Below are 23432 nucleotides of genomic sequence, written 5' to 3' on the forward strand. Positions count from 1 at the left end.
TCAGTCCCTTATGGCTGTACCACAATGTTTTCCTGCGATGGGTCAACATGCTGCATTTGCAGCTTTTCCGTTGCCGTTCTTTCTACCCGGCTGTGATCGCCGAGAGCGTTCTCTTCCAGGATCAGGTTACGCCATTCGATATCTAACGCGTCGCGCTCCAGCACCAGCTGTTCACGCTGGGCGGTGAGCAGACGGGTTTTATGCGCCGTGGTCACCACCAGTATCGCGGACACCACCACGGCGACGGCCAGAATCACCGGGATCTTACCGTGGCGGAGAAGATCGCCAGCAATCACGCCCGGCAGACTGTGCCGTTCGTTACCGATCATGAAGCCGATCTTTCCGCAATACGCAGTACCGAACTGCGGGCTCTGGGGTTTTCTGCCACTTCAGCTTCGCCCGGCATCATTTTTCCCAACGCCTTAAGCTGGCGTCCGCCCAGCTTGCTCAGCTGCTCTTCAGTCATGGGCAGGCCCGCTGGCACCTGGGGACCGCGGCTGTTTTCACGCATAAAACGCTTAACAATGCGATCTTCCAGCGAGTGGAAGCTGATAACAGAAAGCCTGCCCTCTGGGGCCAGCGCGGTGAGTGCCCCCTTAAGCGCCTGCTCAATCTCCTCCAGCTCGCTGTTTACCCAGATACGGATCGCCTGGAAACTGCGGGTAGCAGGGTGCTTGAATTTATCTTTAACCGGGGTGGCGGCGTAAATTACGTCGGCCAGCTCTTTCGTGCGCGTCATCGGCTGCTCACGATTACGTTCAACGATGGCGCGGGCAATACGTTTGGCAAAGCGCTCTTCGCCAAAGGTTTTCAGGACAAAAGCAATATCGCTCTCCCCCGCTTTCATCAGCCACTCGGCAGCAGAAAGCCCTTTATCCGGGTCCATGCGCATATCCAGCGGCCCGTCACGCATAAAGGAAAATCCCCGCTCGGCATCATCGAGCTGCGGGGAGGAGACGCCCAAATCCAGCAGGATGCCATTGATTTTACCGGTCAGCCCCCGCGCCTCGGCGTACTCTGCCAGCGCGGAAAAGGGACCATAAATAATGTTAAAACGTGTATCGGTAATCGCGGCTGCGGCGGCAATAGCCTGCGGATCGCGATCGATGGCGTAGAGACGTCCATGCTCGCCCAGTTGAGAGAGAATCAGTCGTGAATGGCCACCTCGTCCGAAGGTGCCATCAATGTAGATACCGTTGGGATCGATATTGAGACCTTTCACCGCCTCGTCCAACAGTACCGTTGTATGATTGTAATTTTCCTGCATAGCTATAGCGACAAATCCTGCAGGCGCTCAGAAAGCGGTTCCTGAGTCGACTGCTCTGCGTCAATATCCTCCCTGACTTGTTGATACCAGGTCTGTTCATCCCACAGTTCAAATTTATTGAACTGTCCAACCAGCATCACTTCTTTGGTCAGGTTCGCATGCTGGCGAAGCGTCGTTGCCACCAGCAGTCGCCCTGCATTATCCATCTGGCATTCGCTGGCATGCCCCAGGAGCAGACGCTGAACGCGACGCTCTGCGGGGTTCATACTCGATAAGCGGGCCAGCTTACGTTCAATAATTTCCCATTCGGGCAGGGTATAAAGCAGCAGGCATGGCTGGTGAAGGTCAATGGTACAAACCATTTGCCCCTGTGATTCCCCGATCAGCGTTTCGCGATAGCGCGTCGGCACGGCAAGCCGCCCCTTGCTGTCGAGATTGACTAACGTTGCTCCACGGAACATGCCAGTCTCACTCCCCAGTTACCCCTCATCACCACTTTACACCACAAATTCCCACCAAAGGAGTTTACGGAGCGGAGGAAAACATTGTCAAGCCGCAGCAGACGCCGATTGAGATTATTTATTAGAGGGAAAAAACGCGGTAAGAGTTAAAATATCGTGGATATTTACACAATTCAAAAATAAACCAATGAATATTGTCATAAATTTCCTGCCGCAATTTAATTTGCTCAAAAATATGTCTGATGAAAGGCCCGCTTAAGGGATCCATCAGTTTGCGACACAGGCGGCATTTTAAGGTATTTCTTAAAATTTGTCCTGCCAGCCCCAGCGGGCCTGACGGGAGGTAAGCGTAATTTATCGCCAGTGAAAAATCTCAAGTTAAACGAAAAGCGCCAGCGCCTCTTCTTTACCTTTATTTACATCAGGCTACCCAAAGGCGAATACCCGCATTTTATATACGTATTGAGTGCGAACACCTGGTTAAATCTGAACGGGTTCGCTGTGGCATTAAAAAAGGGCAGCGTCGCTGCCCTTTTACGCAAATACTAAACCAGGTTACGGCTCAGACGTCCGCGGCGATAAAGATTCCGGCGTATACGGGTCAGTCCCGGCTTCGGTTTACGGGGTTCATCCAGGCTTGCCAGCACCAGCTCCAGTACGCGCTCTGCCACGTCCCGATGCCGCTGAGCGACCGCCAGTACCGGACACTCAAGGAAGTCCAGCAGCTCGTGATCGCCAAAGGTGGCGATCACTAAATCCGTCGGCAGGCGACCTTCACGCTTGAGGGTGACATCCATCACGCCCTGTAACAGCCCAAACGAGGTCGTGAACAGCGCATCCGGCATCGGGTGCGTTTCCAGCCAGTTTTCAAACAGCGCGGCCGCCGCGCTGCGTTCAAAACTGTTGGCGTAGATAAAGTCCGGCTGACGTGCGTCTCCTTCCCAGGCATCACGAAAGCCCAGTTCACGCAGAAAACTGACCGACAGCTCTGGCAGCGCGCCCAGATATAGCACCTTCTCTACCGGCTGCTTACGCAGTTCAGCCGCCAGCATTTCCGCATCATCCTGATCGGCCCCTACCACGCTGGTGAAATGCTCACGATCCAGCGCACGATCCAGCGCAATAATCGGCAGCGGGTCGTTTTTCCAGCGCTGATAGAAGGGGTGCTCGGGCGGTAACGAGGTGGAGACGATAATGGCATCGACCTGGCGTTGAAGCAGATGTTCAACGCAGCGCATTTCGTTATCCGGCTGATCCTCAGAACAGGCAATCAGCAGCTGATAGCCGCGCTGACGCGCCTGGCGTTCAAGATAGTTCGCGATGCGGGTGTAGCTGGTGTTTTCCAGATCGGGGATCACCAGCCCAATGGAGCGCGTCCTTCCGGCGCGCAGGCCTGCCGCAACGGCATTCGGGTGGTAATTATGCTCTCGTACTACCGCCATAACCTTCTCAACGGTTTTATCACTGACACGATACTGCTTCGCTTTACCGTTAATAACGTAGCTGGCCGTCGTCCGGGAAACACCAGCCAGGCGCGCAATTTCATCCAGTTTCACAATAACTCCACACTTCAGGCACCGGGAGGGCGCAGATAATAGCCACATCGCAGCTATGGATTATAACTTTGTTACATCTAACAGCAGAATAGTTCAGCGAGCAACCGCTTTTAGCCTCAGACAATCGCTTTCAGACAAAATAAAAAACCCGGCGTTACGCCGGGTTAGCTCGATTTTCACTCTGCTCGCAGAAAAATTAACGCATAATCCGCTCGCCGCGCGCCACGCCAACGACGCCGGAACGCACCACTTCAACAATTTCCGCTACGTCGCGTACCGCGCTGAGAAAGGCATCCAGCTTTTCGCTGGTTCCCGCCAGCTGAACCGTATAAAGCGAGGGCGTCACGTCAACGATCTGCCCACGAAATATCTCCGCGCTGCGTCTCACCTCTTCACGCCCGTAGCCGGTGGCCTGAAGTTTCACCAGCATGATTTCGCGCTCAACGAAGGCGCCCTGCCCCAGTTCGCTGACCCGCAGTACATCCACCAGCTTGTGGAGCTGCTTTTCAATCTGCTCCAGAACCTTTTCATCGCCGACCGTTTGAATGGTCATGCGCGACAGCGTGGGATCGTCCGTCGGGGCGACCGTCAGACTTTCGATGTTATAACCGCGCTGAGAAAAAAGCCCTACCACGCGGGATAATGCGCCGGACTCGTTTTCCAGCAGTACCGATAATACACGACGCATAATTATGTCCTCTCCGTTTTGCTCAGCCACATTTCATCCATCCCACCGCCGCGAATATGCATCGGGTAAACGTGTTCGGTATCATCTATTTTGACGTCCACAAAGACCAGGCGACCTTTCCCGACCTGCTCCAGCGCCTCGGTCAGTTTTGACTCCAGCTCCTCAGGATGCTCAATGCCAATGCCAACGTGGCCATAGGCCTCAGCCAGGCGCACAAAGTCGGGCAGCGATTGCATATAGGACTGCGAGTGGCGACCGGAATAGACCATGTCCTGCCACTGTTTAACCATTCCCAGGAAGCGGTTGTTCAGGCTGAGCACCAGCACCGGCAGATCGTACTGTAGCGCGGTGGATAACTCCTGAATGTTCATCTGGATACTGCCATCGCCGGTGACGCAGATAACCGTTTCCTGCGGCAGCGCCAGCTTGACGCCCAACGCGGCAGGCAGGCCAAAGCCCATCGTGCCCAGACCACCGGAGTTGATCCAGCGGCGGGGTTTGTCAAACGGATAGTAGAGCGCGGCAAACATCTGGTGCTGACCCACGTCAGAGGTGACATAGGCCTCGCCTCGCGTCAGCTTCCAGATGGTTTCGATAACCGCCTGCGGTTTGATGGCCGGGCTGCTGCGATCAAACTCAAGACACTGGCGGGCACGCCACTGGTCAATTTTCTGCCACCAGTCGCGCAGGCTGTCAAAGTTTTGGCTGTTGTCACCGGCGTTTAGCAGCTCGATGATCTGCGCCAGAACCTGCTTCGCATCGCCGACGATCGGCACATCTGCCGCCACGGTCTTGGAAATTGACGTCGGATCGATATCAATATGCAGCACGGTGGCATTCGGGCAATATTTAGCCAGGTTATTGGTGGTGCGATCGTCAAAGCGCACGCCGACGGCGAAAATAACGTCAGCGTTGTGCATAGTCATGTTCGCTTCATAGGTACCGTGCATGCCCAGCATGCCCAGGCTCTGGCGATGGGTGCCGGGGAACGCCCCCAGGCCCATCAGCGACGCGGTAACCGGCAGGTTGAGCGTTTCCGCTATTTGCCTGAGTTCATCATGACATTCAGCGTTGATTACGCCACCACCGGCATAAATGACCGGTTGCTTAGCGGCCAGCAGCGTTTGCAGGGCGCGTTTGATCTGCCCCTTATGACCCTGCGTAGTCGGACTGTATGATCGCATGCTGACGGCGTCAGGCCAGGCATAGGGCAGCTTATTGGCCGGACTCATCATATCTTTTGGCAGATCGACGACCACCGGGCCCGGGCGTCCGCTGGCTGCCAGCCAGAAGGCTTTTTTCATCACCGTGGGAATATCTTCGGCGCGCTTAACCATAAAGCTGTGTTTGACCACCGGGCGGGAGATACCGACCATGTCGCACTCCTGGAAGGCGTCATAGCCGATCAGGGAAGAAGGGACCTGGCCCGAGAGCACCACCATCGGGATCGAGTCCATATAGGCGGTGGCGATACCGGTTATCGCATTCGTTGCGCCGGGGCCGGAGGTAACCAGCACCACGCCAACTTCCCCGGTTGAGCGGGCGTAGCCGTCGGCCATATGCACCGCGCCCTGTTCGTGGCGAACCAGGATATGGTCAATGCCACCCACGGTTTGCAGCGCATCATAGATATCCAGCACCGCGCCGCCGGGATAGCCGAAAACATGCTTAACGCCCTGGTCGATCAGCGATCGAACGACCATCTCGGCTCCTGACAACATCTCCATTTTTGCCTCCAGGCTTAAGGTGCTGAGCTTGCGGCAGGCTGAATGCGTGAGCGGTAATACTTCACATTCCTGCCGGATAAGCTCAATACCTGTGTTTATGCTCAGACATTGGAATGCATTTCCAAAATCCAGGGTACAGGGCGAAGCCCTTATTATTTTGCTTTAAATTGGTTGAAGTACCATAACCGTAGAAAAGTAAGCAGGCAAATAGCACGCCAATTACGGAGGGGATATCTTCCCCCTGGCCCACTGCTTTCAGGCGGTTGCTAACGTTAATTAAACCGGAGTGAGGGTTAAAAGAAAGTGGTTTACGCTGCTGATGACTTTAATTTCAGAGCGATCGTTTTGTTGTTATCTGCAATCGTTGCGAAATAAAAGCCGTCTTGTTCAAACCCTCCGTTCTTTATAGTTTTATCTGCTTTTTAATTTTATTTCTACAAAATATTCCACCTGAAAGGTAGTTATTTTCACTGCACCTTAACCATAAGTTATTCCTTTAGTACGGGTTTATCGCTCTATGTAAAATGTGGGGCCCGGTGCGGCAAAGGCCGGGGGCGTCGTCTGCGGGTGGGGGTCGGTGCGGCACAGGTATGGGGTGTCGCCTGCGGGTGGGGCCCGGTGCCTGGCGGTCCTCGCGCCGCGCGTAGCGCGGTGCCTTCGCTCCGCTCGTCGACCTTTCGGACCGGGCATGACGGGACATCCCTGTCCCGACATGCCCTTGTGCCAGCATCCCTGCTGGCCCATCCGGGTCTTCCTCCCTGCGCTCAGCGCTGCGGAATGCCTGTCACCGGGCCCCACCCGCCTGCTTATTGCATTGTGTTGGCTGCGGGTAAAAGCCACTCAAAAGCCCGAGAGGTGGACAATCCCTGCGGTTGACGGGCATTCCGCAGCGCTGCGGCGCAGACGGAGGGCCAGGCGAGGGCAGCAGGGATGCTGCACTCAGGGAGCGGCGGGCAGGGATGCCCGCTCGTGACCGGGCCGTCCGGCCTGAAGTCTGAGCCAAAGGTACCACGCAACGCGTGGCGTGAGGACGCCCGGCAAACGCTGGGATTGTCCACCGACACCGCAGCTATTGCCGCCTGCACGACCGGCCTGCCAACAGGTCCGGAGTCGGAGCCAAAGGCACCAGGCAGAGCCTGTAGCTGCGACGCCCGGCAAACGCTGGGATTTTCCACCGGCACAGCAGAAATTGCAGCCAGCACAACCCACCGTCACCGCTGGAATTATCCACCGCCACCGCAGATATGGCAGCCCTAACAACTAACCGGCAAACGCTGGGATTATCCTCCGACACCGCAGCTATGGCAGCCCTAACAACCAACCGACAACCACCAGGATTGCCCACCAACACCGCAGATACCGCGTTTCACCAGTTTGCCATTTATTCTGCGAATATCCTCGCAGACAGAATATTCCCCCCCAGCCTTTACGCTGTTATTTCAGATCCCGGGTTGACATCTCCCCCGCCGATCAAGTATCAATAAAGCAACAGCACAATTTATTGAGGTCTGATTCAATGATTTATTCTACCCGCCTACTCGGTCTACTACTAAACGCATCCTTATTGCGCGGTAGCCTGGTGGGCGGAATCAATCACTGATTCACACTTCAGACTTAAAAAACCCGCGCCGCAGCGCGGGTTTTTTTATGCCCGCAGTAACGGCAAAACAAATTCGACAAGGAATTATCCGATGAGCCAACAAGTCATTATTTTCGATACCACTCTGCGCGATGGCGAACAGGCATTACAGGCCAGCCTGAGTGTGAAAGAAAAATTGCAAATTGCCCTGGCGCTGGAAAAAATGGGCGTTGACGTCATGGAAGTCGGTTTTCCTGTCTCTTCACCGGGCGACTTTGAATCCGTTCAAACCATCGCCCGTCAGATCAAAAACAGCCGCGTTTGCGCACTGGCCCGCTGCGTGGAAAAGGATATTGATGCCGCTTACGAAGCCCTGCGCGTAGCCGACGCCTTTCGTATTCATACCTTCCTGGCCACTTCGCCCATGCATATCGCCACCAAACTGCGCAGCACCCTGCCCGAGGTGATTGAACGTGCAGTGAAAATGGTCAGGCGGGCGCGTAACTACACCGACGATGTCGAATTCTCCTGCGAGGACGGCGGGCGTACGCCGGTTGACGACCTGTGCCGGGTAGTTGAGGCGGCGATTAACGCCGGCGCAACCACTATCAACATCCCGGACACCGTGGGCTACACCCTGCCGTGGGAATACGCCAGCATCTTCAGCGCACTGCGCGAGCGCGTCCCCAATATTGATAAAGCTATCCTGTCGGTACATACCCATGACGACCTGGGTATGGCAGTCGGCAATGCACTGGCCGCGGTCAATGCGGGCGCCCGTCAGATTGAAGGCGCAATGAATGGTCTGGGCGAGCGTGCCGGTAACTGCGCGCTGGAAGAGACCATTATGGCGATTAAAACCCGTAGCCAGCTGATGAATGTTCACACCCGCATCAATCATCAGGAAATCTACCGTACCTGCCAGACCGTCAGTAAAATCTGCAATATGCCCATCCCGGCGCACAAAGCGATTATCGGTTCTAACGCGTTCGCGCACTCCTCTGGCATCCATCAGGATGGCGTGCTGAAGAATCGCGAAAACTACGAAATTCTGACCCCGGAATCCATCGGGCTGAAGCAGGTGCAGCTGAATCTGACCTCCCGCTCCGGTCGCGCGGCCGTGAAGCACCGTATGGAAGAGATGGGCTACGCCGATACCGATTACAACATGGACTCGCTGTACGAGGCATTCAAAGCCCTGGCAGACAAAAAAGGCCAGGTATTTGATTACGACCTGGAAGCCCTGGCGTTTATCAATAAACAGTCAGAGGAGCCGGAATACTTTTCACTGGATACCTTTAACGTTCAGTCAGGATCCAGCGTGATTGCCACGGCGACCGTCCAGCTGCGCTGCGGTGACCAGCAGAAAACCGAAGCCGCGACCGGAAACGGTCCGGTCGATGCGGTCTACCAGGCCATCAACCGTATTACCGAGTTTGACGCAGAACTGGTCAACTACCAGCTCACCGCGCAGGGTCACGGTAAAGATGCGCTGGGCCAGGTGGATATCGTCGTCAACTACAACGGACGGAAATTCCACGGCATCGGGCTGGCAACGGATATCGTCGAATCCTCTGCCAAAGCGATGATCAACGCGCTGAACAATATCTGGCGCTCACGTCAGGTGGAGCAGGAACTGCTGCGTAAATCTCAAACTAACGACCAGAAGGAAGCGGTGTAATGTCCAGGAGCTACCATATTGCAGTTCTGCCCGGTGATGGCATCGGCCCGGAAGTGATGGCGCAGGCATCAAAGGTGCTGGACGCCGTTCGCCAGCGCTTCGGGATGCGCATTACCACCAGCGAATATGACGTCGGCGGCATTGCGATTGATCGTCACGGCGAGCCGCTTCCGCAGGTCACGGTGACCGGCTGCGAACAGGCGGATGCGATCCTGTTTGGATCGGTGGGCGGCCCTAAGTGGGAGCATTTACCTCCCGCTGAACAGCCGGAGCGCGGCGCGCTGCTGCCCCTGCGTAAGCATTTCAGACTGTTTAGCAATCTGCGTCCGGCCAGCCTGCACAGCGGTCTGGAAGCCTTTTGCCCGCTGCGTGCCGATATCGCCGCCCAGGGCTTTGATATTCTGGTAGTGCGCGAACTTACCGGCGGCATCTACTTCGGCCAGCCTAAAGGACGCGAAGGACAGGGGCCGCACGAAAAGGCCTGGGATACCGAAGTCTATCACCGCTTTGAAATTGAGCGCATCGCCCGCATCGCCTTTGAGTCTGCCCGCAAGCGTCGTCATAAAGTGACCTCGATCGACAAGGCCAACGTGCTGCAATCCTCTATCCTCTGGCGGGAAGTTGTCAGCGACGTGGCGAAGGATTACCCGGACGTTGCGCTCAGCCACATGTATATCGACAACGCGACTATGCAGCTGATTAAAGCACCGTCGCAGTTTGATGTGGTGCTCTGTTCAAATCTGTTTGGTGACATTCTCTCCGACGAATGCGCCATGATAACCGGTTCGATGGGGATGCTGCCGTCGGCCAGCCTTAATGAAAAGGGTTTTGGCCTGTTTGAACCGGCAGGCGGTTCGGCCCCGGATATCGCCGGTAAAAATATCGCCAACCCTGTTGCGCAGATTTTGTCGCTGGCACTGCTGCTGCGCTACAGCCTGGACGCCGGGGACGCGGCGGATGCGATTGAACAGGCGGTAAGCCACGCGCTGGCAGAAGGCTATCGCACCGGAGACTTAGCCGGGAACGGCGATTCGATTGGCACCGATGAAATGGGCACCCTTATTGCCCGGTTTATCAGCGGAACCTGACGATGAAAACACTCTATGAAAAGCTGTTTGATGCGCACGTTGTGTACGACGCGCCTGATGAAACGCCGCTGCTCTATATTGATCGCCATCTTGTGCATGAGGTGACGTCCGCGCAGGCCTTTGATGGGCTGCGCGCCCATGGCCGGCCCGTCCGCCAGCCAACAAAAACGTTTGCGACAATGGATCATAATGTCTCCACCCAGACGCGGGACATTAATGCCAGCGGCGAAATGGCCCGTATTCAGATGTCGATGCTGGTCAAAAACTGTAATGAATTTGGCGTCCGGCTGTACGATCTGAATCACCCCTTCCAGGGCATCGTTCACGTTATCGGGCCTGAACAGGGCATGTCTCTGCCGGGTATGACCATTGTCTGCGGTGACTCGCACACCTCGACGCACGGGGCCTTTGGCGCGCTGGCATTTGGCATTGGCACCTCGGAAGTCGAGCATGTACTGGCGACGCAAACGCTGAAGCAGGCGCGCGCCAGGACAATGAAAATTGAAGTGATCGGTGAGACGCCGCCGGGCATTACCGCGAAGGATATTGCGCTGGCCATTATTGGCAAAACCGGCAGCGGCGGCGGTAACGGACACGTGGTGGAGTTCTGCGGTGAGGCGGTTGAGCGGCTCAGCATGGAAGGCCGTATGACGCTGTGTAATATGGCTATTGAGCTGGGGGCTAAAGCAGGCCTGGTCGCACCGGATGAAACCACCTTTCGCTACGTCAAAGGGCGCCAGTTTGCGCCGGATGAACAGCAGTGGGACGCGGCCGTCAGCTACTGGCGCACGCTGAAAAGCGACCCGGGCGTGGCGTTCGACAAGGTGGTCACGATCAACGCGGCGGATATCGCCCCCCAGGTAACATGGGGAACCAATCCGGGCCAGGTGATTGCCGTAAATGAATGCATCCCGGATCCGGCGACGTTTAGCGATCCCATCGAGCGCGCATCGGCGGAAAAAGCGCTGGCCTATATGGACCTCAAGCCCGGCATCCGCCTGAGCGACGTGCGTATTGATAAGGTTTTTATCGGTTCCTGCACCAATTCTCGTATTGAGGATCTGCGCGCGGCGGCCGCGGTGGTGAAAGGCCATAAAATTGCGCCGGGCGTACAGGGCTATGTCGTCCCCGGATCCGGACCGGTGAAGGAACGGGCCGAGGCCGAGGGACTGGATAAAATTTTTCTGGCTGCCGGTTTCGAGTGGCGCCTGCCCGGCTGCTCGATGTGTCTGGCGATGAATAACGACCGCCTCAGCCCCGGCGAACGCTGCGCCTCTACCAGCAATCGTAACTTCGAAGGGCGTCAGGGCCGCGGGGGGCGGACGCATCTTCTGAGTCCGGCCATGGCGGCGGCGGCGGCGGTAGCGGGTCACTTTGCCGATATTCGCGACCTGCCCGGCTCTGCGGCAACCGCGCCCATCCCAATGCAGTTATTACCTTAAGGAGAAGCACAGTGGCCACTCAATTTACCCGGCATACCGGCGTCGTGGTGCCGATCGATATCGCCAATGTCGATACTGATGCCATTATCCCTAAGCAATTTCTGCAAATGGTCACCCGGACCGGGTTTGGGCGTAATCTTTTCTACGACTGGCGCTATACGGATGCCGCCGGGCAGATCCCCAATCCGGACTTCGTGCTGAACAAGCCCGAGTTTGCCGGTGCCAGTATTATGCTAACCCGTGAAAACTTTGGCTGCGGCTCGTCGCGGGAACACGCCCCCTGGGCGCTGGCGGACTATGGCATTCGGGCGATTATCGGCAGCGACTTCGCGGACATTTTCGCTAATAACGCCTTTAACAATCAGCTACTGCTGGTTTCGCTCAGGGAAGAAGAGGTTGACGCGCTGTTCCAGCAGGTTGCCGCTCAGCCCGGCATCCGCTTTACCGTTGACCTTGAACGGCAGCAGGTGGTTGCCGGGGAGCAGCAGTATGCCTTCAGCATTGACGGCTTCCGCCGCCACTGCCTGCTCAACGGGCTGGATAATATTGGCCTGACGCTACAGCACGACGCGGAAATTTCAGCTTACGAAGCTCAGCAGCCGGCCTTTCTGCGCTAAATAGCCGTACTCACTGGCGCATGATGCAGCCGGGTACGCTTCTGCGCGCCCGGCCGCGCTACACGTCTTTCACCCTGGCAGACATCACCAGCGACGCCAGCAGCAGGGCAAGCGCCGCCCAGTAGACCGAGTAGTGGCCAAAGTTTTCGGCCATGACGCCCTGGAGCACCCCGGCCATAATCACCCCGGTAGAGATACTGTTGGTAAACAGCGTGGTTGCGGCACCCGGCCTGCCGGGCATCAGGTCCTGGAACCAGAGCATGCCTATCCCGGCCACGATGCCAATAAATATCGCGTTGAACAGCTGTAATACCAGCAGCGCCGTGCGCGACTGAAACAGCACCATGCCGCCATAAAAAACAATGCCGGCCACCAGCGCAAACAGCATCATCTTCCGCTTACCGAAGCGCTTAACGTAATATCCCGCCAGCAGCATCGCCGGGATCTCCAGCCCGGCCGCGACGCCCATCAGCAGTCCCGCAAGGCGATCCGGCAGCCCCAGCATGCTGCTGATATAAAGCGGCATATCAATGATATACATCGTGTTGCTGGTCCACATCAGCAGCGAGGCGATAAACAACAGCCTGATATCCAGATTCTTCCAGCCGCCAGTTTGGGTGATCGGCACCTCTGCGGGCTGCTCAACGCGTGGGACGGAGGGCAGCGTAAATGCGATCAGTGCCAGGCAAAGCACAAACAGCCCGGCGGCGATGATAAACATGGTGGTAAAGCCATAGTTAAGCGCCAGGGCAAAGGAGAGCGGCGGCCCAACGACCCATGCCAGCGACAGCTGCGCACGCATTACCGAGCTGAACATCACCACTTCCCGCGCCGAACTATCAGCGTACTCGCGGGCGAGAGCAAAAATCTGCGGCATCGAGACGCTGGCGATCGCCGACAGCAGCACGCCGCAGGTGACCAGCGTCAGATAGTGGCGGTTAAACGCGAACAGCAGCGCGTTCCCCACCGCCATGAGGCAGCAGAACATAATTAGCCTGCGCCGATCGCCGCGATTGTCCGAGCGTTTCGCCAGCAGCAGGCTGACGGCAATACCGGCCACGGCATTGATGGTATAAAACAGGCCAACCCACAGCGGGCTGACGTGGACTTCCCGACTGAGAAACAGGCTGAGCGTCGGTGCCTGTAGCGCGCCCGCCACCCCCACCATAAAAGAGACGGCCATAAAGGCGAGATAAACGGGGTTAACACCGCGACGACGCGTGAGAAGCGATTTCATACCTGGTCCTTCAACAACTAAAGATCGACGCGGCACGCGTCAGACAAACAGGAAGCATAGGTTAAAAGTGGCACTAATGAAAAAAGCCAGCGGCTTTAAAAGCCCGCTGGCTGGTGAAATTGCACCATACTCAGATTCAAATTTCACAGATGGTCGAGCGCCATTCAGAGAATGCCTCCCGCTCTTCCATCTTTAACCATGATCGCTTTAATATAGGGCACGAAAAACAGACAACTTTCAGGCAAGAGTTCCCCTTTTATGTCTTCACCCCGCTTACAGCAGCAGTTTATTCGTCTGTGGCAGAGCTGCGATGGACAGCCGCAGTCGACCACCCTCGGCGAACTGGCGGAGCAGCTGAGCTGTTCACGCCGGCATATGCGTAACCTGCTGAATGCAATGCAGCAGGCGGGCTGGCTGGCCTGGCAGGCGGAGCCGGGACGGGGAAAACGCGCCCGCCTGAGTTTTCTCTATACCGGCCTGATGCTTCAGCGGCAGCGGGCAGAAGAGCTGCTGGAGCAGGATCGTATCGACCAGCTTGTCCAGCTGGTTGGCGACAAAGACACCGTGCGTCAGATGCTTGTCTCCCACCTTGGCCGCAGCTTTCGTCAGGGAAAACACATCCTGCGCGTGCTCTATTACCGCTCCCTGCTGAATTTATTGCCGGGTACGCCGCTGCGTCGTTCTGAAACGCACCTTGCAAGGCAGATCTTCAGCAGCCTGACGCGGATAAATGAGGAAAATGGGGAAATCGAACCGGATATCGCCCATCACTGGCAGCAGGTATCACCAACCCACTGGCGCTTCTTCCTGCGTCCCGCCATCCGCTTTCATCACGGACGGGAACTGGAGATGGCGGACGTGATCGGCACCCTGCAACGGGTACAGCCGCAGCCGCTCTACGCGCATATCCTGCGGATTGAATCCTCTACGCCCTGGACGCTCGATCTCCATCTGGCCTATCCCGACAGCTGGCTCCCCTGGCTGCTGGGCAGCGTCAGTACCATGATCCTGCCGAACGAGTGGCCCACCCTGCCCCATTTTTCCCGCCAGCCGGTCGGCACCGGCCCCTATGCCGTGGTGGGCAATCAGCAGACCCGGCTGCGCATTAAGGCCTTTGACGACTACTTTGGCTACCGGGCGCTGATTGATGAAGTCAGTATCTGGGTACTGCCGGAAATCAGCGAGGATCTGGTCTACTCAGGGGTCAAGCTACAGGGTTCGACGCTTGACGAAAAATCTGAGGAGAGCCGCCTCGAGGAGGGCTGCTACTTCCTGCTGTTCGATCAGCGTTCAGCGAACGGCCGCGATGAGCAGATCCGTCGCTGGGTGAGCAGTGTGTTAAACCCGATCGCCCTGCTCAACGGATCGGAACCGGGCTACCAGCGCTACTGGTTTCCGGCTTACGGCCTGCTGCCACGCTGGCATCATCGCCGCGACATGGCACCACTGGCAAAGCCCGATGGGCTGACCTCACTGACGCTCACCTGGTACAACGATCACATTGAGCACCAGGGCATCGCTAACACGCTGGCCCCGCTGCTGGCAGCACAGGGCGTTGAACTGCTGACCCGCCAGGTCGATTACGACATCTGGCACCGGGGAGACGCCGAAAGCGACATCTGGCTGGGCAGTGCTAATTTCACCCTGCCGCTGGCGTTCTCGGTCTTCGCCCTGCTGTATGAGATCCCGCTGGTGCACCACTGCATCCCCCTTAACTGGCAGCAGGATGTACGGCGCTGGCGGGAAAACAGCCTGCCGCTGGCCGAATGGAGCCAGCAGCTGCTTGCAAGCGCTTATTTGCACCCCCTTTTTCACCACTGGCTGCTGCTGGAAGGCCAGCGCAGTATGCGCGGCGTACGGATGAATACGCTGGGCTGGTTCGACTTCAAGTCTGCCTGGTTTGCACCGCCGGAATCATGACGCTTTCGCCCGGGCGGGGAAATCACTAGAATAGTCCGTTCTCAACGGGGTGCGAAAAACCACGCTATTATCACGCTGCTCGCGCAGCCGTTTTTTTTCGCTGAGACAGACCCGTCGAACCTGATCCGGCTTGTACCGGCGTAGGGATTTGAGAGTATTCTCCCGCTCAGATCCTTTGCGACCCCCTAACCTGTTAAGGAACGCAAAGTGTTAAAAAAAGTGCTGCCCCTGCTGGTCCTGATCTCCCTCCCTGCGCTTGCGGCAAAGCCCCAGCTAACGGTCTATACCTACGACTCTTTTTCCGCCGAATGGGGCCCTGGCCCGGCGATTAAAAAAGCCTTCGAAGCGCGCTGCGGCTGCGAACTGAAATATGTTGCGCTGGAAGATGGCGTCTCGCTGCTCAACCGACTGCGGATGGAAGGCAAAAACAGCAAGGCCGACGTGGTGCTCGGGCTGGATAACAACCTGCTGGATGCCGCACAGAAAACCGGCCTGTTTGCGCCCGCCAGGGTCGATACCCATAGCATAACCCTGCCTGGCGGCTGGCATAACAGCACTTTTGTGCCCTACGACTACGGCTGGTTTGCCTTCGTGTATGACAAGACCCGGCTGCAAAACCCCCCGAAAAGCCTCAGGGAACTGGTCGACAGCGATCGTCCGCTCAGGGTCATCTATGAAGATCCGCGCACCAGTACGCCGGGCCTCGGGCTGCTGCTGTGGATGAAAAAGGTCTATGGCGACAGCGCGCCGCAGGCATGGCAGAAACTGGCGCAAAAAACCGTCACCGTCACCAAAGGCTGGAGCGAAGCCTATGGCCTGTTCCTGAAGGGAGAGGGCGATATGGTGCTGAGCTACACCACCTCCCCGGCTTATCATCTGATCGAAGAGAAAAAGAGCCAGTACGCGGCGGCGAACTTCCAGGAGGGGCACTACCTTCAGGTCGAAGTGGCCGGGCAGCTAAAGTCGAGCAGACAGCCAGAACTGGCGCAGAAATTTATGCAGTTTATGCTGGATAAACCCTTCCAGCAGAGCATTCCCACCGGCAACTGGATGTATCCGGTGGTGAAAACCGCCCTGCCCGCCGGCTTTGATACGCTGACCATCCCGGCGAAGACCCTGACGTTCACGCCGGAAGAGGTCGCCAGCCAGCGCAGCCAGTGGATAAGTGAATGGCAACGCGCCGTCAGCCGCTGATTACCGGCTGGCTGCTGCCTGGCGGTGTGGCCGCCACGCTGCTGGTTGCAGCGGCGCTGCTGGCCTTTACCGCGCTCTGGCAGAATGCTCCGGCGATAAACTGGCGTGACATCTGGGATGATGACTATCTCTGGCACGTCCTGCGCTTCTCCTTCGGGCAGGCGCTGCTGTCGGCGGCGCTGTCGGTTATCCCCGCCATCCCCCTTGCCCGTGCGCTTTACCGCCGCCGCTTTACCGGCAGACGTACGCTGCTGCGCCTTTGCGCCATGACGCTGGTTCTGCCTGTCCTGGTCGCGGTATTTGGCATTCTCAGCGTCTACGGCAGAACGGGCTGGCTGGCCCAGCTCTGCGCCCTGCTTGGCGTTAATTACCACTTCTCCCCCTATGGCCTGCAGGGCATCCTGCTGGCGCACGTCTTCTTCAACCTGCCGCTGGCGGCCCGTCTGTTTTTACAAACGCTGGAGCTTATCCCCGGCGAGCAGCGGCAGCTCGCGGCACAGCTTGGGTTGCGCGGCTGGAACCATTTTTATCGCGTGGAGTGGTACTGGCTGCGTCGGCAGATCCTTCCTGCGGGTGCGCTGATTTTTATGCTCTGCTTCGCCAGCTTTGCCACCGTACTGTCGCTGGGCGGCGGGCCAAAAGCGACCACCATCGAGCTGGCAATCTTTCAGGCGCTGAGCTTCGATTACGATCCTGGCCGGGCGGCGCTGCTGGCGATGATTCAGATGGTCTGCTGCCTGGGGCTGGTGATACTCAGCCAGCGGTTGAGCAAAGCTCTGCCCTCCGGCAGCAACAACATTGCGGGCTGGCGCAACCCCGAGGACAGCCTGCTGGCAAAGCTGGGTGACGGGCTGGCTATCGGGCTGGCGCTGCTGCTGCTGCTTCCGCCGCTGCTGGCGATCGTGGCGGACGGGCTGAACGGCGGCCTGCTGACCGTGCTCCGGCAAAAGCCGCTGTGGCTGGCAACCCTGACCTCGGTACGTATTGCGCTGGGCGCGGGCATGCTTAGCGTGATCCTGACGGTGATGCTGCTGTGGAGCAGCCGCGAGCTACGCCTGCGTCAGCATCCGGGATGGGGCGAGTCACTCGAACTGAGCGGAATGCTGATTCTGGCTATGCCGGGGATCGTGCTGGCGACCGGCTTTTTTCTGCTGCTGAACCAAACGGTCGGGCTGCCCCAGCAGGCTGACGGCATTATTATCTTCACTAACGCGCTAATGGCGATCCCCTATGCGATGAAGGTGTTGGAAAACCCGCTGCGCGATATCGCTGAACGCTATAACCGTCTGTGCCTGTCGCTGGATATTCGCGGCTGGAATCGTCTGCGGCTCATTGAGCTGCGCGCGCTCAGGGTGCCGCTGGCGCAGGCTCTGGCCTTTGCCTGCGTACTCTCCGTCGGTGATTTTGGCGTGGTGGCGCTGTTCGGCAACGACGATTTCCGCACCCTGCCGTTCTACCTCTATCAGCAAATTGGCGCTTACCGTAGCGCAGACGGCGCGGTTACCGCCCTGCTCCTGCTGATGCTGTGCTTTTTGCTGTTCACCCTGATTGAAAAACTGCCGGGACGCCATGCTGACGCTGACTGATTTGACCTATCTCTATGACCACCTGCCGATGCGCTTCACGTTCAGTATGAAAGCGGGCGAAAGGCTGGCGGTGCTTGGCCCCAGTGGCGCGGGCAAAAGTACCCTGCTCAGCCTGATCGCCGGTTTTCTTAAGGTGGACGGTGGCAGCCTGCTGATTAACGGCGAGGAACAGCGCCTTGCGCCCCCCGCGAAACGCCCGGTTTCGATGCTGTTTCAGGAAAATAATCTGTTTCCCCACCTGACGGTGGCGCAGAATATCGGGCTGGGGCTGCATCCGGGGCTGAGGCTGAATGAGCAGCAAAAGCAGGCGCTGCGCAACATCGCGCAGCGCGTCGGTTTGCAGGATTATTTGCAACGTCTGCCCGGCGAGCTTTCCGGCGGTCAGCGTCAGCGTGCGGCGCTGGCGCGGTGCCTGGTGCGTCAGCAGCCGGTGCTGCTGCTGGATGAGCCTTTTTCAGCGCTGGATCCGGCGCTGCGCAAAGAGATGCTCCAGCTGGTGGACGAGGTTTGCCTTGAGCGTAATATTACCCTGCTGATGGTGTCGCACAGCGTCGGGGACGCCGCGCGCATCGCCCCCCGCAGCGTGCTGGTGGTGGACGGGAAAATCTACTGGGATGGCAGCACCCGTGCGCTGCTCAACGGCGAGGTCGCCGAGGCGGCGGTATTAGGTATTGCTCTGCGCTGACGGGATGCCGGAAAAGCCGACAAATCCCTCAGCCACTAATACTCCCTGCCGCAGCGGTATCACACTCAGTTGTCGGTAAACACGTGCCACAGCAGATGGCGGAAAACCGGCATCATCGGGTGGAACTGGATAGCGGTAAAGCTGGCGACGGCAAGCAGCAGCATCAGCGGTGCCAGCCAGCGCAGGCGGGATGCGGGCAGCCAGGGCGTTGCCCAGTCGGACTGCTTTTTCGATCGCAGCCAGCGCCATCCCAGCCAGCAGCCCAGCCAGACCACCACTGCAACCGCCAGCAGCAGCCATTTAAAGCTGCCGCTGCTGGTGTCTTTAGGAACGTCAATCGCCACCCCCGCGAGAATACCCGGCAGCAGATAGAGCGGCGGCCACAGCACGCAGCCAATGATATTCGGCGGGATAAACTTCTTAACCGGCAGTTCAAGCATGCCGGCCACCAGCGGGATCAGCGGCCGCGTCGGCCCCACGAAGCGCCCCACAATGATGGTGAACATGCTGTGCTGATGCAGCGCATGTTCGGTTTTATCCATCATTTTCTGATGCCTTTTGATAAACGACCAGCGATGCAGCGGCCCCTTAAACTGCCAGCCAATCAGATACGAAATCCAGTCGCCAATCAGGCAGCCCAACGTGCCGACTGCCCAGGCGGGATACAGCCCAATCTGCCCGCTGCCAATCAGCGCGCCAAAGGAAGCCATCAGGACCGTGCCGGGTAGCAGCAGGCCGACCAGCGCCAGCGACTCGAAAAAGGTGATCACCCCAATAGCCAGTAGCGAAAAGGCCAGTGATTGCGTAACAAGGTGTTGCAGCCAGGCTTCCATACAACTCACGTTCTGTTTAATTGAGGACGGATTGTCCTGAGCCTCTCCCGATCCGTCAAGAGCTGTTTTGTATGCGAATGCGGATGCCGGCGGGCGGGGCCCCTTCGCCCGTCGGCATGGTGGCCCCCCATCGGAGACGCTTAATGGAACAGATGCGGATGCAGAGAGTAATGGAGGATGTAATAGCTTATATAGGCAAAGGCGAACAGCACCACCAGCGTGGCCAGGAATCCGAGGGTATTGGTCAGGGGTGTGGCAAATACCGGCTGCCGTCTGGGGGTAAAGGCAACGGCTATCAGCGGCACGACAAACAAAAAATGCCCGATAAAATCAACCGTACCAAACGGGATGATAGCGGCCAGCACCAGCACGGCCAGTGCGCCCAGCGAAATATAACCCGCCAGCCTGCCGGTCAGGATATGCCAGGCCAGACAGAACTCCACGAATCCGGCGGCGCGAACAAAAAATTCCCAGTCGATACCCATGGTCAGATAGGGGTGTCCGGTAAGCAACTGGTCGAACAGCGCGGGCTGCATAAACTTTTCTATGGCCCCCCACAGGAAGGAGTAACAGAGCGTCAGACGCAGCAGCTCAATTTCTCCCCCCTGCTGACCGGGCTGACGAAAACTCTGCATAATCAGGTAGACCGCCGTTCCAACGAACACCAGATAATCCAGCATGTGGAACGTCCCGTACAGCTGCACGGCATAGCTGTAGAGAAAAAGTATACCCACACCGGCAATAATACTGGTTCTGCGGTGAAAGGCGGTGAGCGCGATAAGAAAATGCACGTAGCGCAGCGCCGGATTATCCGTCACCAACTCTGGCGTCAGCATAATGTAGGGGAACAGCAGCGTCAGCGTCAGAAAGAAAAGGCCGGTACCGTAACGCATGATATAGGGCGCCATCCTTTCCAGCGCCGTGAGTCGGTTTTGCCAGCGAGGGACGTCAACCGGCGACGGCCAGCGGCGATCCAGCCAGGAAGTGACAAAAATTGCCGCCACCGACAGTAACAACAGCACCCCTATCTGCGGTTCGCTGAGCAGGGCAATAATCGACTCAGGCTCTTTAGTGGTATCAAACTGCACAAACCATTTCACATGGGCAAAAGCGCCCGGCGAGAAAGCAAACAGCATGAATAAGTAGCGGGGACTCATCTTCATGGTGATTCTCCTGAGAGAGGCGGGTGAGACATATTTAGGCGCAGGCATTATGATTATTACAGAGTTATCAAAATTTATTTTTTATTTACGTATTAGTAATTTACGGACCTACCAGCCTTTACTTTAGCCGCAAGCGTTCGCGGACTCTCCCCGCCCGTTAACCCGGACTGACTCTCTGTTGTGATGCCTGAACATGCTATTATTAGCCATCAAAGCAATAATAAGGGTTCCGGTGAACAACGCACGCGCAGGTTTCTTGCTCACCCGCCACTGGCGGGATACGTCGGCCGGTACGGAGGTGGTATTTTGGCTGGCCACGGACGAGGGTCCGCAGCGCGTGGTGCTACCGCCACAGGAATCGGTCGCCTTTATTCCGCTGGAATACCGCTCGCGGGTTGAAACCCTGCTCAAGCAGGAGCGACATTTTCGGCTGGCCTCACTGACGCTAAAAGATTTTCACCAGCGCCCGGTTTTCGGGCTCTATTGCACACAGTATCGTCAGCTTCAGAGGCTGGAAAAGCTGCTGCGTGAAAACGGCATCACCCTGTATGAGGCGGATATTCGCCCGCCCGAACGCTTTTTAATGGAGCGCTTTATTACCTCCCCGGTCTGGTTTAGCGGCGAACCGGCTGGCGACAGCCTGGTGAACGCCCGCCTTAAGCCGCACCCTGACTACCGTCCGCCGCTTAAATGGGTTTCGCTGGATATTGAAACCACCCGCCAGGGCGAGCTGTACTGCATCGGCCTGGAGGGCTGCGGCGAGCGGGTTGTCTATATGCTGGGGCCAGAAAATGGCGATGCCAGCGCGCTGGACTTTACGCTGGAATACGTCTCCAGCCGCCCTCAGCTGTTGGAAAAGCTCAATGCGTGGTTTGCCCGGCACGACCCGGACGTGCTGATCGGCTGGAACGTGGTGCAGTTCGATCTCCGCGTGCTGCAAAAACACGCCGAGCGCTACGGCATTCCCCTGCGGCTGGGGCGCAACGGCGAGGCGCTGGAGTGGCGCGAGCACGGCTTTAAGCCGGGGATATTTTTTGCGCAGATGAGCGGACGGCTGGTGATCGACGGAATTGACGCGCTGAAATCCGCCTTCTGGAACTTCAGCTCATTCAGCCTGGAGTCCGTTTCCCGCGAGCTGCTGGGAGAAGGCAAAGCGATTGATAATCCCTGGGACCGGATGCAGGAGATCAACCGTCGTTTTGCCGAGGATAAACCTGCGCTGGCGCACTATAACCTGAAGGACTGCGAACTGGTCACGCGCATCTTCCAGCATACCGAGCTGATGCCGTTCCTGCTGGAACGCGCCACCGTCAACGGTCTGCCGGTAGACAGGCACGGCGGCTCCGTGGCCGCCTTCAGCCATCTCTACCTGCCCCGCATGCACCGGGCGGGCTTTGTTGCCCCCGGCATGGGCGAGGTAGCGCCGGAAGCCAGCCCTGGCGGCTACGTGATGGACTCCCGTCCGGGTCTGTATGACTCGGTGCTGGTGCTGGATTACAAGAGCCTGTACCCGTCGATTATCCGCACCTTCCTGATCGATCCGGTGGGGCTGGTAGAGGGCCTGGCGCATCCCGATGAGGCAGACTCGGTGAGCGGCTTTCGCGAGGCGCGCTTTTCGCGCACCAACCACTGCCTGCCGGAGATCGTCAGGCAGATCTGGCTGGGGCGTGAAGCCGCTAAAAAAGCGGGTAACAAACCGCTTTCGCAGGCGCTAAAAATCATTATGAATGCCTTCTATGGCGTACTCGGCACCAGCGCCTGCCGATTTTTCGACCCCCGCCTCGCCTCGTCGATCACCCTGCGCGGCCACGAAATTATGCGTCTGACCCGGGAGCGGGTGGAGGCCGAAGGCTACACCGTAATTTATGGCGATACCGACTCGACTTTCGTCTGGCTGAAAACGCCCCATGATGAAGCCAGCGCCGCCGCCATTGGTCAGCGCCTGGTGGAGAATATCAACGGCTGGTGGCGCGACCATCTGCGGCAGACGTTCAATCTGGACAGCGCGCTGGAGCTGGAATATGAGACGCACTTCAGCCGCTTCCTGATGCCGACCATTCGCGGGGCCGAACAGGGGAGCAAAAAGCGCTATGCCGGGCTGATCCGCAACGATCGGGAAGAGCGCATGGTCTTTAAGGGGCTGGAAACGGTCCGCACCGACTGGACGCCGCTGGCTCAGCGCTTTCAGCAGGCGCTTTATCTGAAAATTTTCAAGGGTGAACCCTATCAGGATTATATCCGCGAAACCGTTCGCCAGCTGCTGGAGGGCGAGCTGGATGACCAGCTCACCTACAGCAAGCGCCTGCGTCGCCCGCTTAACGATTACCAGCGCAACGTCCCGCCCCACGTGCGCGCGGCGCGGATCGCCGATGAGCAGAATCAGAAGCTGGGTCGGCCGCTGCTCTATCAGAACGGTGGACGCATCCGCTACGTGATGGCGACCTCCGGCCCCGAGCCGCTGGAAGCCCGTATCACGCCGCTGGACTATGAGCACTATCTCTCCCGTCAACTACAGCCGGTTGCCGACGGCATCCTTCCTTTCCTTCAGGATGACTTTGCTACACTGGTAACAGGTCAGTTGGGTTTGTTTTGACAGGTGACGAACGCGCCACCTTCCAGTACCATAGCGCCCTTCCTGATTATCTGAATTTTTCTGCCGGGCAGACTCTGCCGGGCGGTCGTGCTATTGCCTGAAATTATCACTACGA

Annotated in this window: 19 protein-coding genes and 1 riboswitch; of the genes, 10 read left to right on the forward strand and 9 right to left on the reverse strand. The window is 57.8% G+C overall.

The window, feature by feature from the left end; genetic code table 11:
- Window positions 1-8: 8 nt before the first annotated feature.
- From ftsL to ilvI, 6 genes are all read right to left on the reverse strand, one after another.
- Window positions 9-329, reverse strand: a complete 321-nt coding sequence (gene ftsL / locus AC4PCC_RS17705) for a cell division protein FtsL (protein ID WP_067706819.1) — start codon at window positions 327-329, stop codon at window positions 9-11.
- The gene (rsmH, locus tag AC4PCC_RS17710; RefSeq protein WP_492125394.1) at window positions 326-1267 is read right to left on the reverse strand and encodes a 16S rRNA (cytosine(1402)-N(4))-methyltransferase RsmH; all 942 of its coding nucleotides are present in this window, start codon (window positions 1265-1267) and stop codon (window positions 326-328) included. Before rsmH ends, ftsL begins: the two co-directional genes overlap by 4 nt.
- A gap of 2 nt (window positions 1268-1269) precedes the next feature.
- On the reverse strand, window positions 1270-1728 hold the full coding sequence (mraZ, locus tag AC4PCC_RS17715) for a division/cell wall cluster transcriptional repressor MraZ (RefSeq protein WP_067706826.1): 459 nt from the start codon (window positions 1726-1728) through the stop codon (window positions 1270-1272).
- Window positions 1729-2273: 545 nt separating this feature from the next.
- On the reverse strand, window positions 2274-3284 hold the full coding sequence (cra, locus tag AC4PCC_RS17720; protein ID WP_067706831.1) for a catabolite repressor/activator: 1011 nt from the start codon (window positions 3282-3284) through the stop codon (window positions 2274-2276).
- Window positions 3285-3480: 196 nt separating this feature from the next.
- The gene (gene ilvN / locus AC4PCC_RS17725) at window positions 3481-3972 is read right to left on the reverse strand and encodes an acetolactate synthase small subunit (protein WP_067706835.1); all 492 of its coding nucleotides are present in this window, start codon (window positions 3970-3972) and stop codon (window positions 3481-3483) included.
- 2 nt (window positions 3973-3974) lie between these two features.
- The gene (gene ilvI / locus AC4PCC_RS17730; protein ID WP_345830493.1) at window positions 3975-5699 is read right to left on the reverse strand and encodes an acetolactate synthase 3 large subunit; all 1725 of its coding nucleotides are present in this window, start codon (window positions 5697-5699) and stop codon (window positions 3975-3977) included.
- A gap of 930 nt (window positions 5700-6629) precedes the next feature.
- Between ilvI and AC4PCC_RS17735 the strand changes: the two genes are divergently transcribed.
- From AC4PCC_RS17735 to leuD, 5 genes are all read left to right on the forward strand, one after another.
- A complete protein-coding gene (locus AC4PCC_RS17735; protein ID WP_492125395.1) occupies window positions 6630-6956 on the forward strand; it encodes a hypothetical protein in 327 nt (108 codons plus the stop codon).
- Between the two features lie 434 nt (window positions 6957-7390).
- The gene (gene leuA, locus AC4PCC_RS17740) at window positions 7391-8959 is read left to right on the forward strand and encodes a 2-isopropylmalate synthase (RefSeq protein ID WP_067709044.1); all 1569 of its coding nucleotides are present in this window, start codon (window positions 7391-7393) and stop codon (window positions 8957-8959) included.
- Window positions 8959-10047, forward strand: a complete 1089-nt coding sequence (leuB, locus tag AC4PCC_RS17745; RefSeq protein ID WP_492125396.1) for a 3-isopropylmalate dehydrogenase — start codon at window positions 8959-8961, stop codon at window positions 10045-10047. The genes leuA and leuB overlap by 1 nt, the downstream gene beginning before the upstream one ends.
- Before the next feature lie 2 nt (window positions 10048-10049).
- A complete protein-coding gene (gene leuC, locus AC4PCC_RS17750; protein WP_492125397.1) occupies window positions 10050-11489 on the forward strand; it encodes a 3-isopropylmalate dehydratase large subunit in 1440 nt (479 codons plus the stop codon).
- A gap of 11 nt (window positions 11490-11500) precedes the next feature.
- Window positions 11501-12106 (forward strand): 3-isopropylmalate dehydratase small subunit, encoded by a 606-nt coding sequence (gene leuD / locus AC4PCC_RS17755; RefSeq protein ID WP_067709050.1) that lies wholly within the window; start codon window positions 11501-11503, stop codon window positions 12104-12106.
- Window positions 12107-12164: 58 nt separating this feature from the next.
- Here the strand turns inward: leuD and AC4PCC_RS17760 are convergent, their stop codons facing one another.
- Window positions 12165-13343 (reverse strand): sugar efflux transporter, encoded by a 1179-nt coding sequence (locus AC4PCC_RS17760; RefSeq protein ID WP_492125398.1) that lies wholly within the window; start codon window positions 13341-13343, stop codon window positions 12165-12167.
- Between the two features lie 258 nt (window positions 13344-13601).
- Between AC4PCC_RS17760 and sgrR the strand changes: the two genes are divergently transcribed.
- The 4 genes from sgrR to thiQ all read left to right on the forward strand — a co-directional run bounded on the left by sgrR (window position 13602) and on the right by thiQ (window position 18728).
- The gene (sgrR, locus tag AC4PCC_RS17765) at window positions 13602-15263 is read left to right on the forward strand and encodes an HTH-type transcriptional regulator SgrR (protein WP_492125399.1); all 1662 of its coding nucleotides are present in this window, start codon (window positions 13602-13604) and stop codon (window positions 15261-15263) included.
- Window positions 15264-15298: 35 nt separating this feature from the next.
- Window positions 15299-15428, forward strand: a riboswitch (TPP riboswitch).
- A gap of 42 nt (window positions 15429-15470) precedes the next feature.
- Window positions 15471-16457 (forward strand): thiamine ABC transporter substrate binding subunit, encoded by a 987-nt coding sequence (gene thiB / locus AC4PCC_RS17770; RefSeq protein WP_067709056.1) that lies wholly within the window; start codon window positions 15471-15473, stop codon window positions 16455-16457.
- Window positions 16433-18043, forward strand: coding sequence for a thiamine/thiamine pyrophosphate ABC transporter permease ThiP (thiP, locus tag AC4PCC_RS17775; protein ID WP_492125400.1), 1611 nt, complete (start codon window positions 16433-16435; stop codon window positions 18041-18043). Before thiB ends, thiP begins: the two co-directional genes overlap by 25 nt.
- Entirely contained in the window at window positions 18027-18728 is a 702-nt protein-coding gene (thiQ, locus tag AC4PCC_RS17780) for a thiamine ABC transporter ATP-binding protein ThiQ (protein WP_492125401.1), read from the forward strand. The genes thiP and thiQ overlap by 17 nt, the downstream gene beginning before the upstream one ends.
- 65 nt (window positions 18729-18793) lie before the next feature.
- On the opposite strand, the gene AC4PCC_RS17785 is transcribed toward thiQ, so the two are convergent.
- Entirely contained in the window at window positions 18794-19561 is a 768-nt protein-coding gene (locus tag AC4PCC_RS17785) for a DedA family protein (protein ID WP_492125402.1), read from the reverse strand.
- 140 nt (window positions 19562-19701) lie between these two features.
- Window positions 19702-20724 carry a hypothetical protein gene (locus AC4PCC_RS17790; protein ID WP_492125403.1) on the reverse strand — a complete coding sequence of 341 codons (1023 nt, stop codon included), beginning with the start codon at window positions 20722-20724 and terminating at the stop codon, window positions 19702-19704.
- Window positions 20725-20956: 232 nt separating this feature from the next.
- Here AC4PCC_RS17790 and polB point away from each other — a divergent pair, with 232 nt between their 5' ends.
- Window positions 20957-23317 carry a DNA polymerase II gene (polB, locus tag AC4PCC_RS17795; RefSeq protein ID WP_492125404.1) on the forward strand — a complete coding sequence of 787 codons (2361 nt, stop codon included), beginning with the start codon at window positions 20957-20959 and terminating at the stop codon, window positions 23315-23317.
- The last annotated feature ends 115 nt before the right edge of the window (window positions 23318-23432 follow it).

The organism is Erwinia sp. L03-1 (assembly GCF_058686115.1).

What these genes read in the sequence shown, in the direction of transcription:
- ftsL (WP_067706819.1), bottom strand. Translation starts at nt 329, where the DNA reads ATGATCGGTAACGAACGGCACAGTCTGCCGGGCGTGATTGCTGGCGAT.
- rsmH (WP_492125394.1), bottom strand. Translation starts at nt 1,267, where the DNA reads ATGCAGGAAAATTACAATCATACAACGGTACTGTTGGACGAGGCGGTG.
- mraZ (WP_067706826.1), bottom strand. Translation starts at nt 1,728, where the DNA reads ATGTTCCGTGGAGCAACGTTAGTCAATCTCGACAGCAAGGGGCGGCTT.
- ilvN (WP_067706835.1), bottom strand. Translation starts at nt 3,972, where the DNA reads ATGCGTCGTGTATTATCGGTACTGCTGGAAAACGAGTCCGGCGCATTA.
- ilvI (WP_345830493.1), bottom strand. Translation starts at nt 5,699, where the DNA reads ATGGAGATGTTGTCAGGAGCCGAGATGGTCGTTCGATCGCTGATCGAC.
- AC4PCC_RS17735 (WP_492125395.1), top strand. Translation starts at nt 6,630, where the DNA reads ATGCTGCACTCAGGGAGCGGCGGGCAGGGATGCCCGCTCGTGACCGGG.
- leuA (WP_067709044.1), top strand. Translation starts at nt 7,391, where the DNA reads ATGAGCCAACAAGTCATTATTTTCGATACCACTCTGCGCGATGGCGAA.
- leuB (WP_492125396.1), top strand. Translation starts at nt 8,959, where the DNA reads ATGTCCAGGAGCTACCATATTGCAGTTCTGCCCGGTGATGGCATCGGC.
- leuC (WP_492125397.1), top strand. Translation starts at nt 10,050, where the DNA reads ATGAAAACACTCTATGAAAAGCTGTTTGATGCGCACGTTGTGTACGAC.
- AC4PCC_RS17760 (WP_492125398.1), bottom strand. Translation starts at nt 13,343, where the DNA reads ATGAAATCGCTTCTCACGCGTCGTCGCGGTGTTAACCCCGTTTATCTC.
- sgrR (WP_492125399.1), top strand. Translation starts at nt 13,602, where the DNA reads ATGTCTTCACCCCGCTTACAGCAGCAGTTTATTCGTCTGTGGCAGAGC.
- thiP (WP_492125400.1), top strand. Translation starts at nt 16,433, where the DNA reads ATGGCAACGCGCCGTCAGCCGCTGATTACCGGCTGGCTGCTGCCTGGC.
- thiQ (WP_492125401.1), top strand. Translation starts at nt 18,027, where the DNA reads ATGCTGACGCTGACTGATTTGACCTATCTCTATGACCACCTGCCGATG.
- AC4PCC_RS17785 (WP_492125402.1), bottom strand. Translation starts at nt 19,561, where the DNA reads ATGGAAGCCTGGCTGCAACACCTTGTTACGCAATCACTGGCCTTTTCG.
- AC4PCC_RS17790 (WP_492125403.1), bottom strand. Translation starts at nt 20,724, where the DNA reads ATGAAGATGAGTCCCCGCTACTTATTCATGCTGTTTGCTTTCTCGCCG.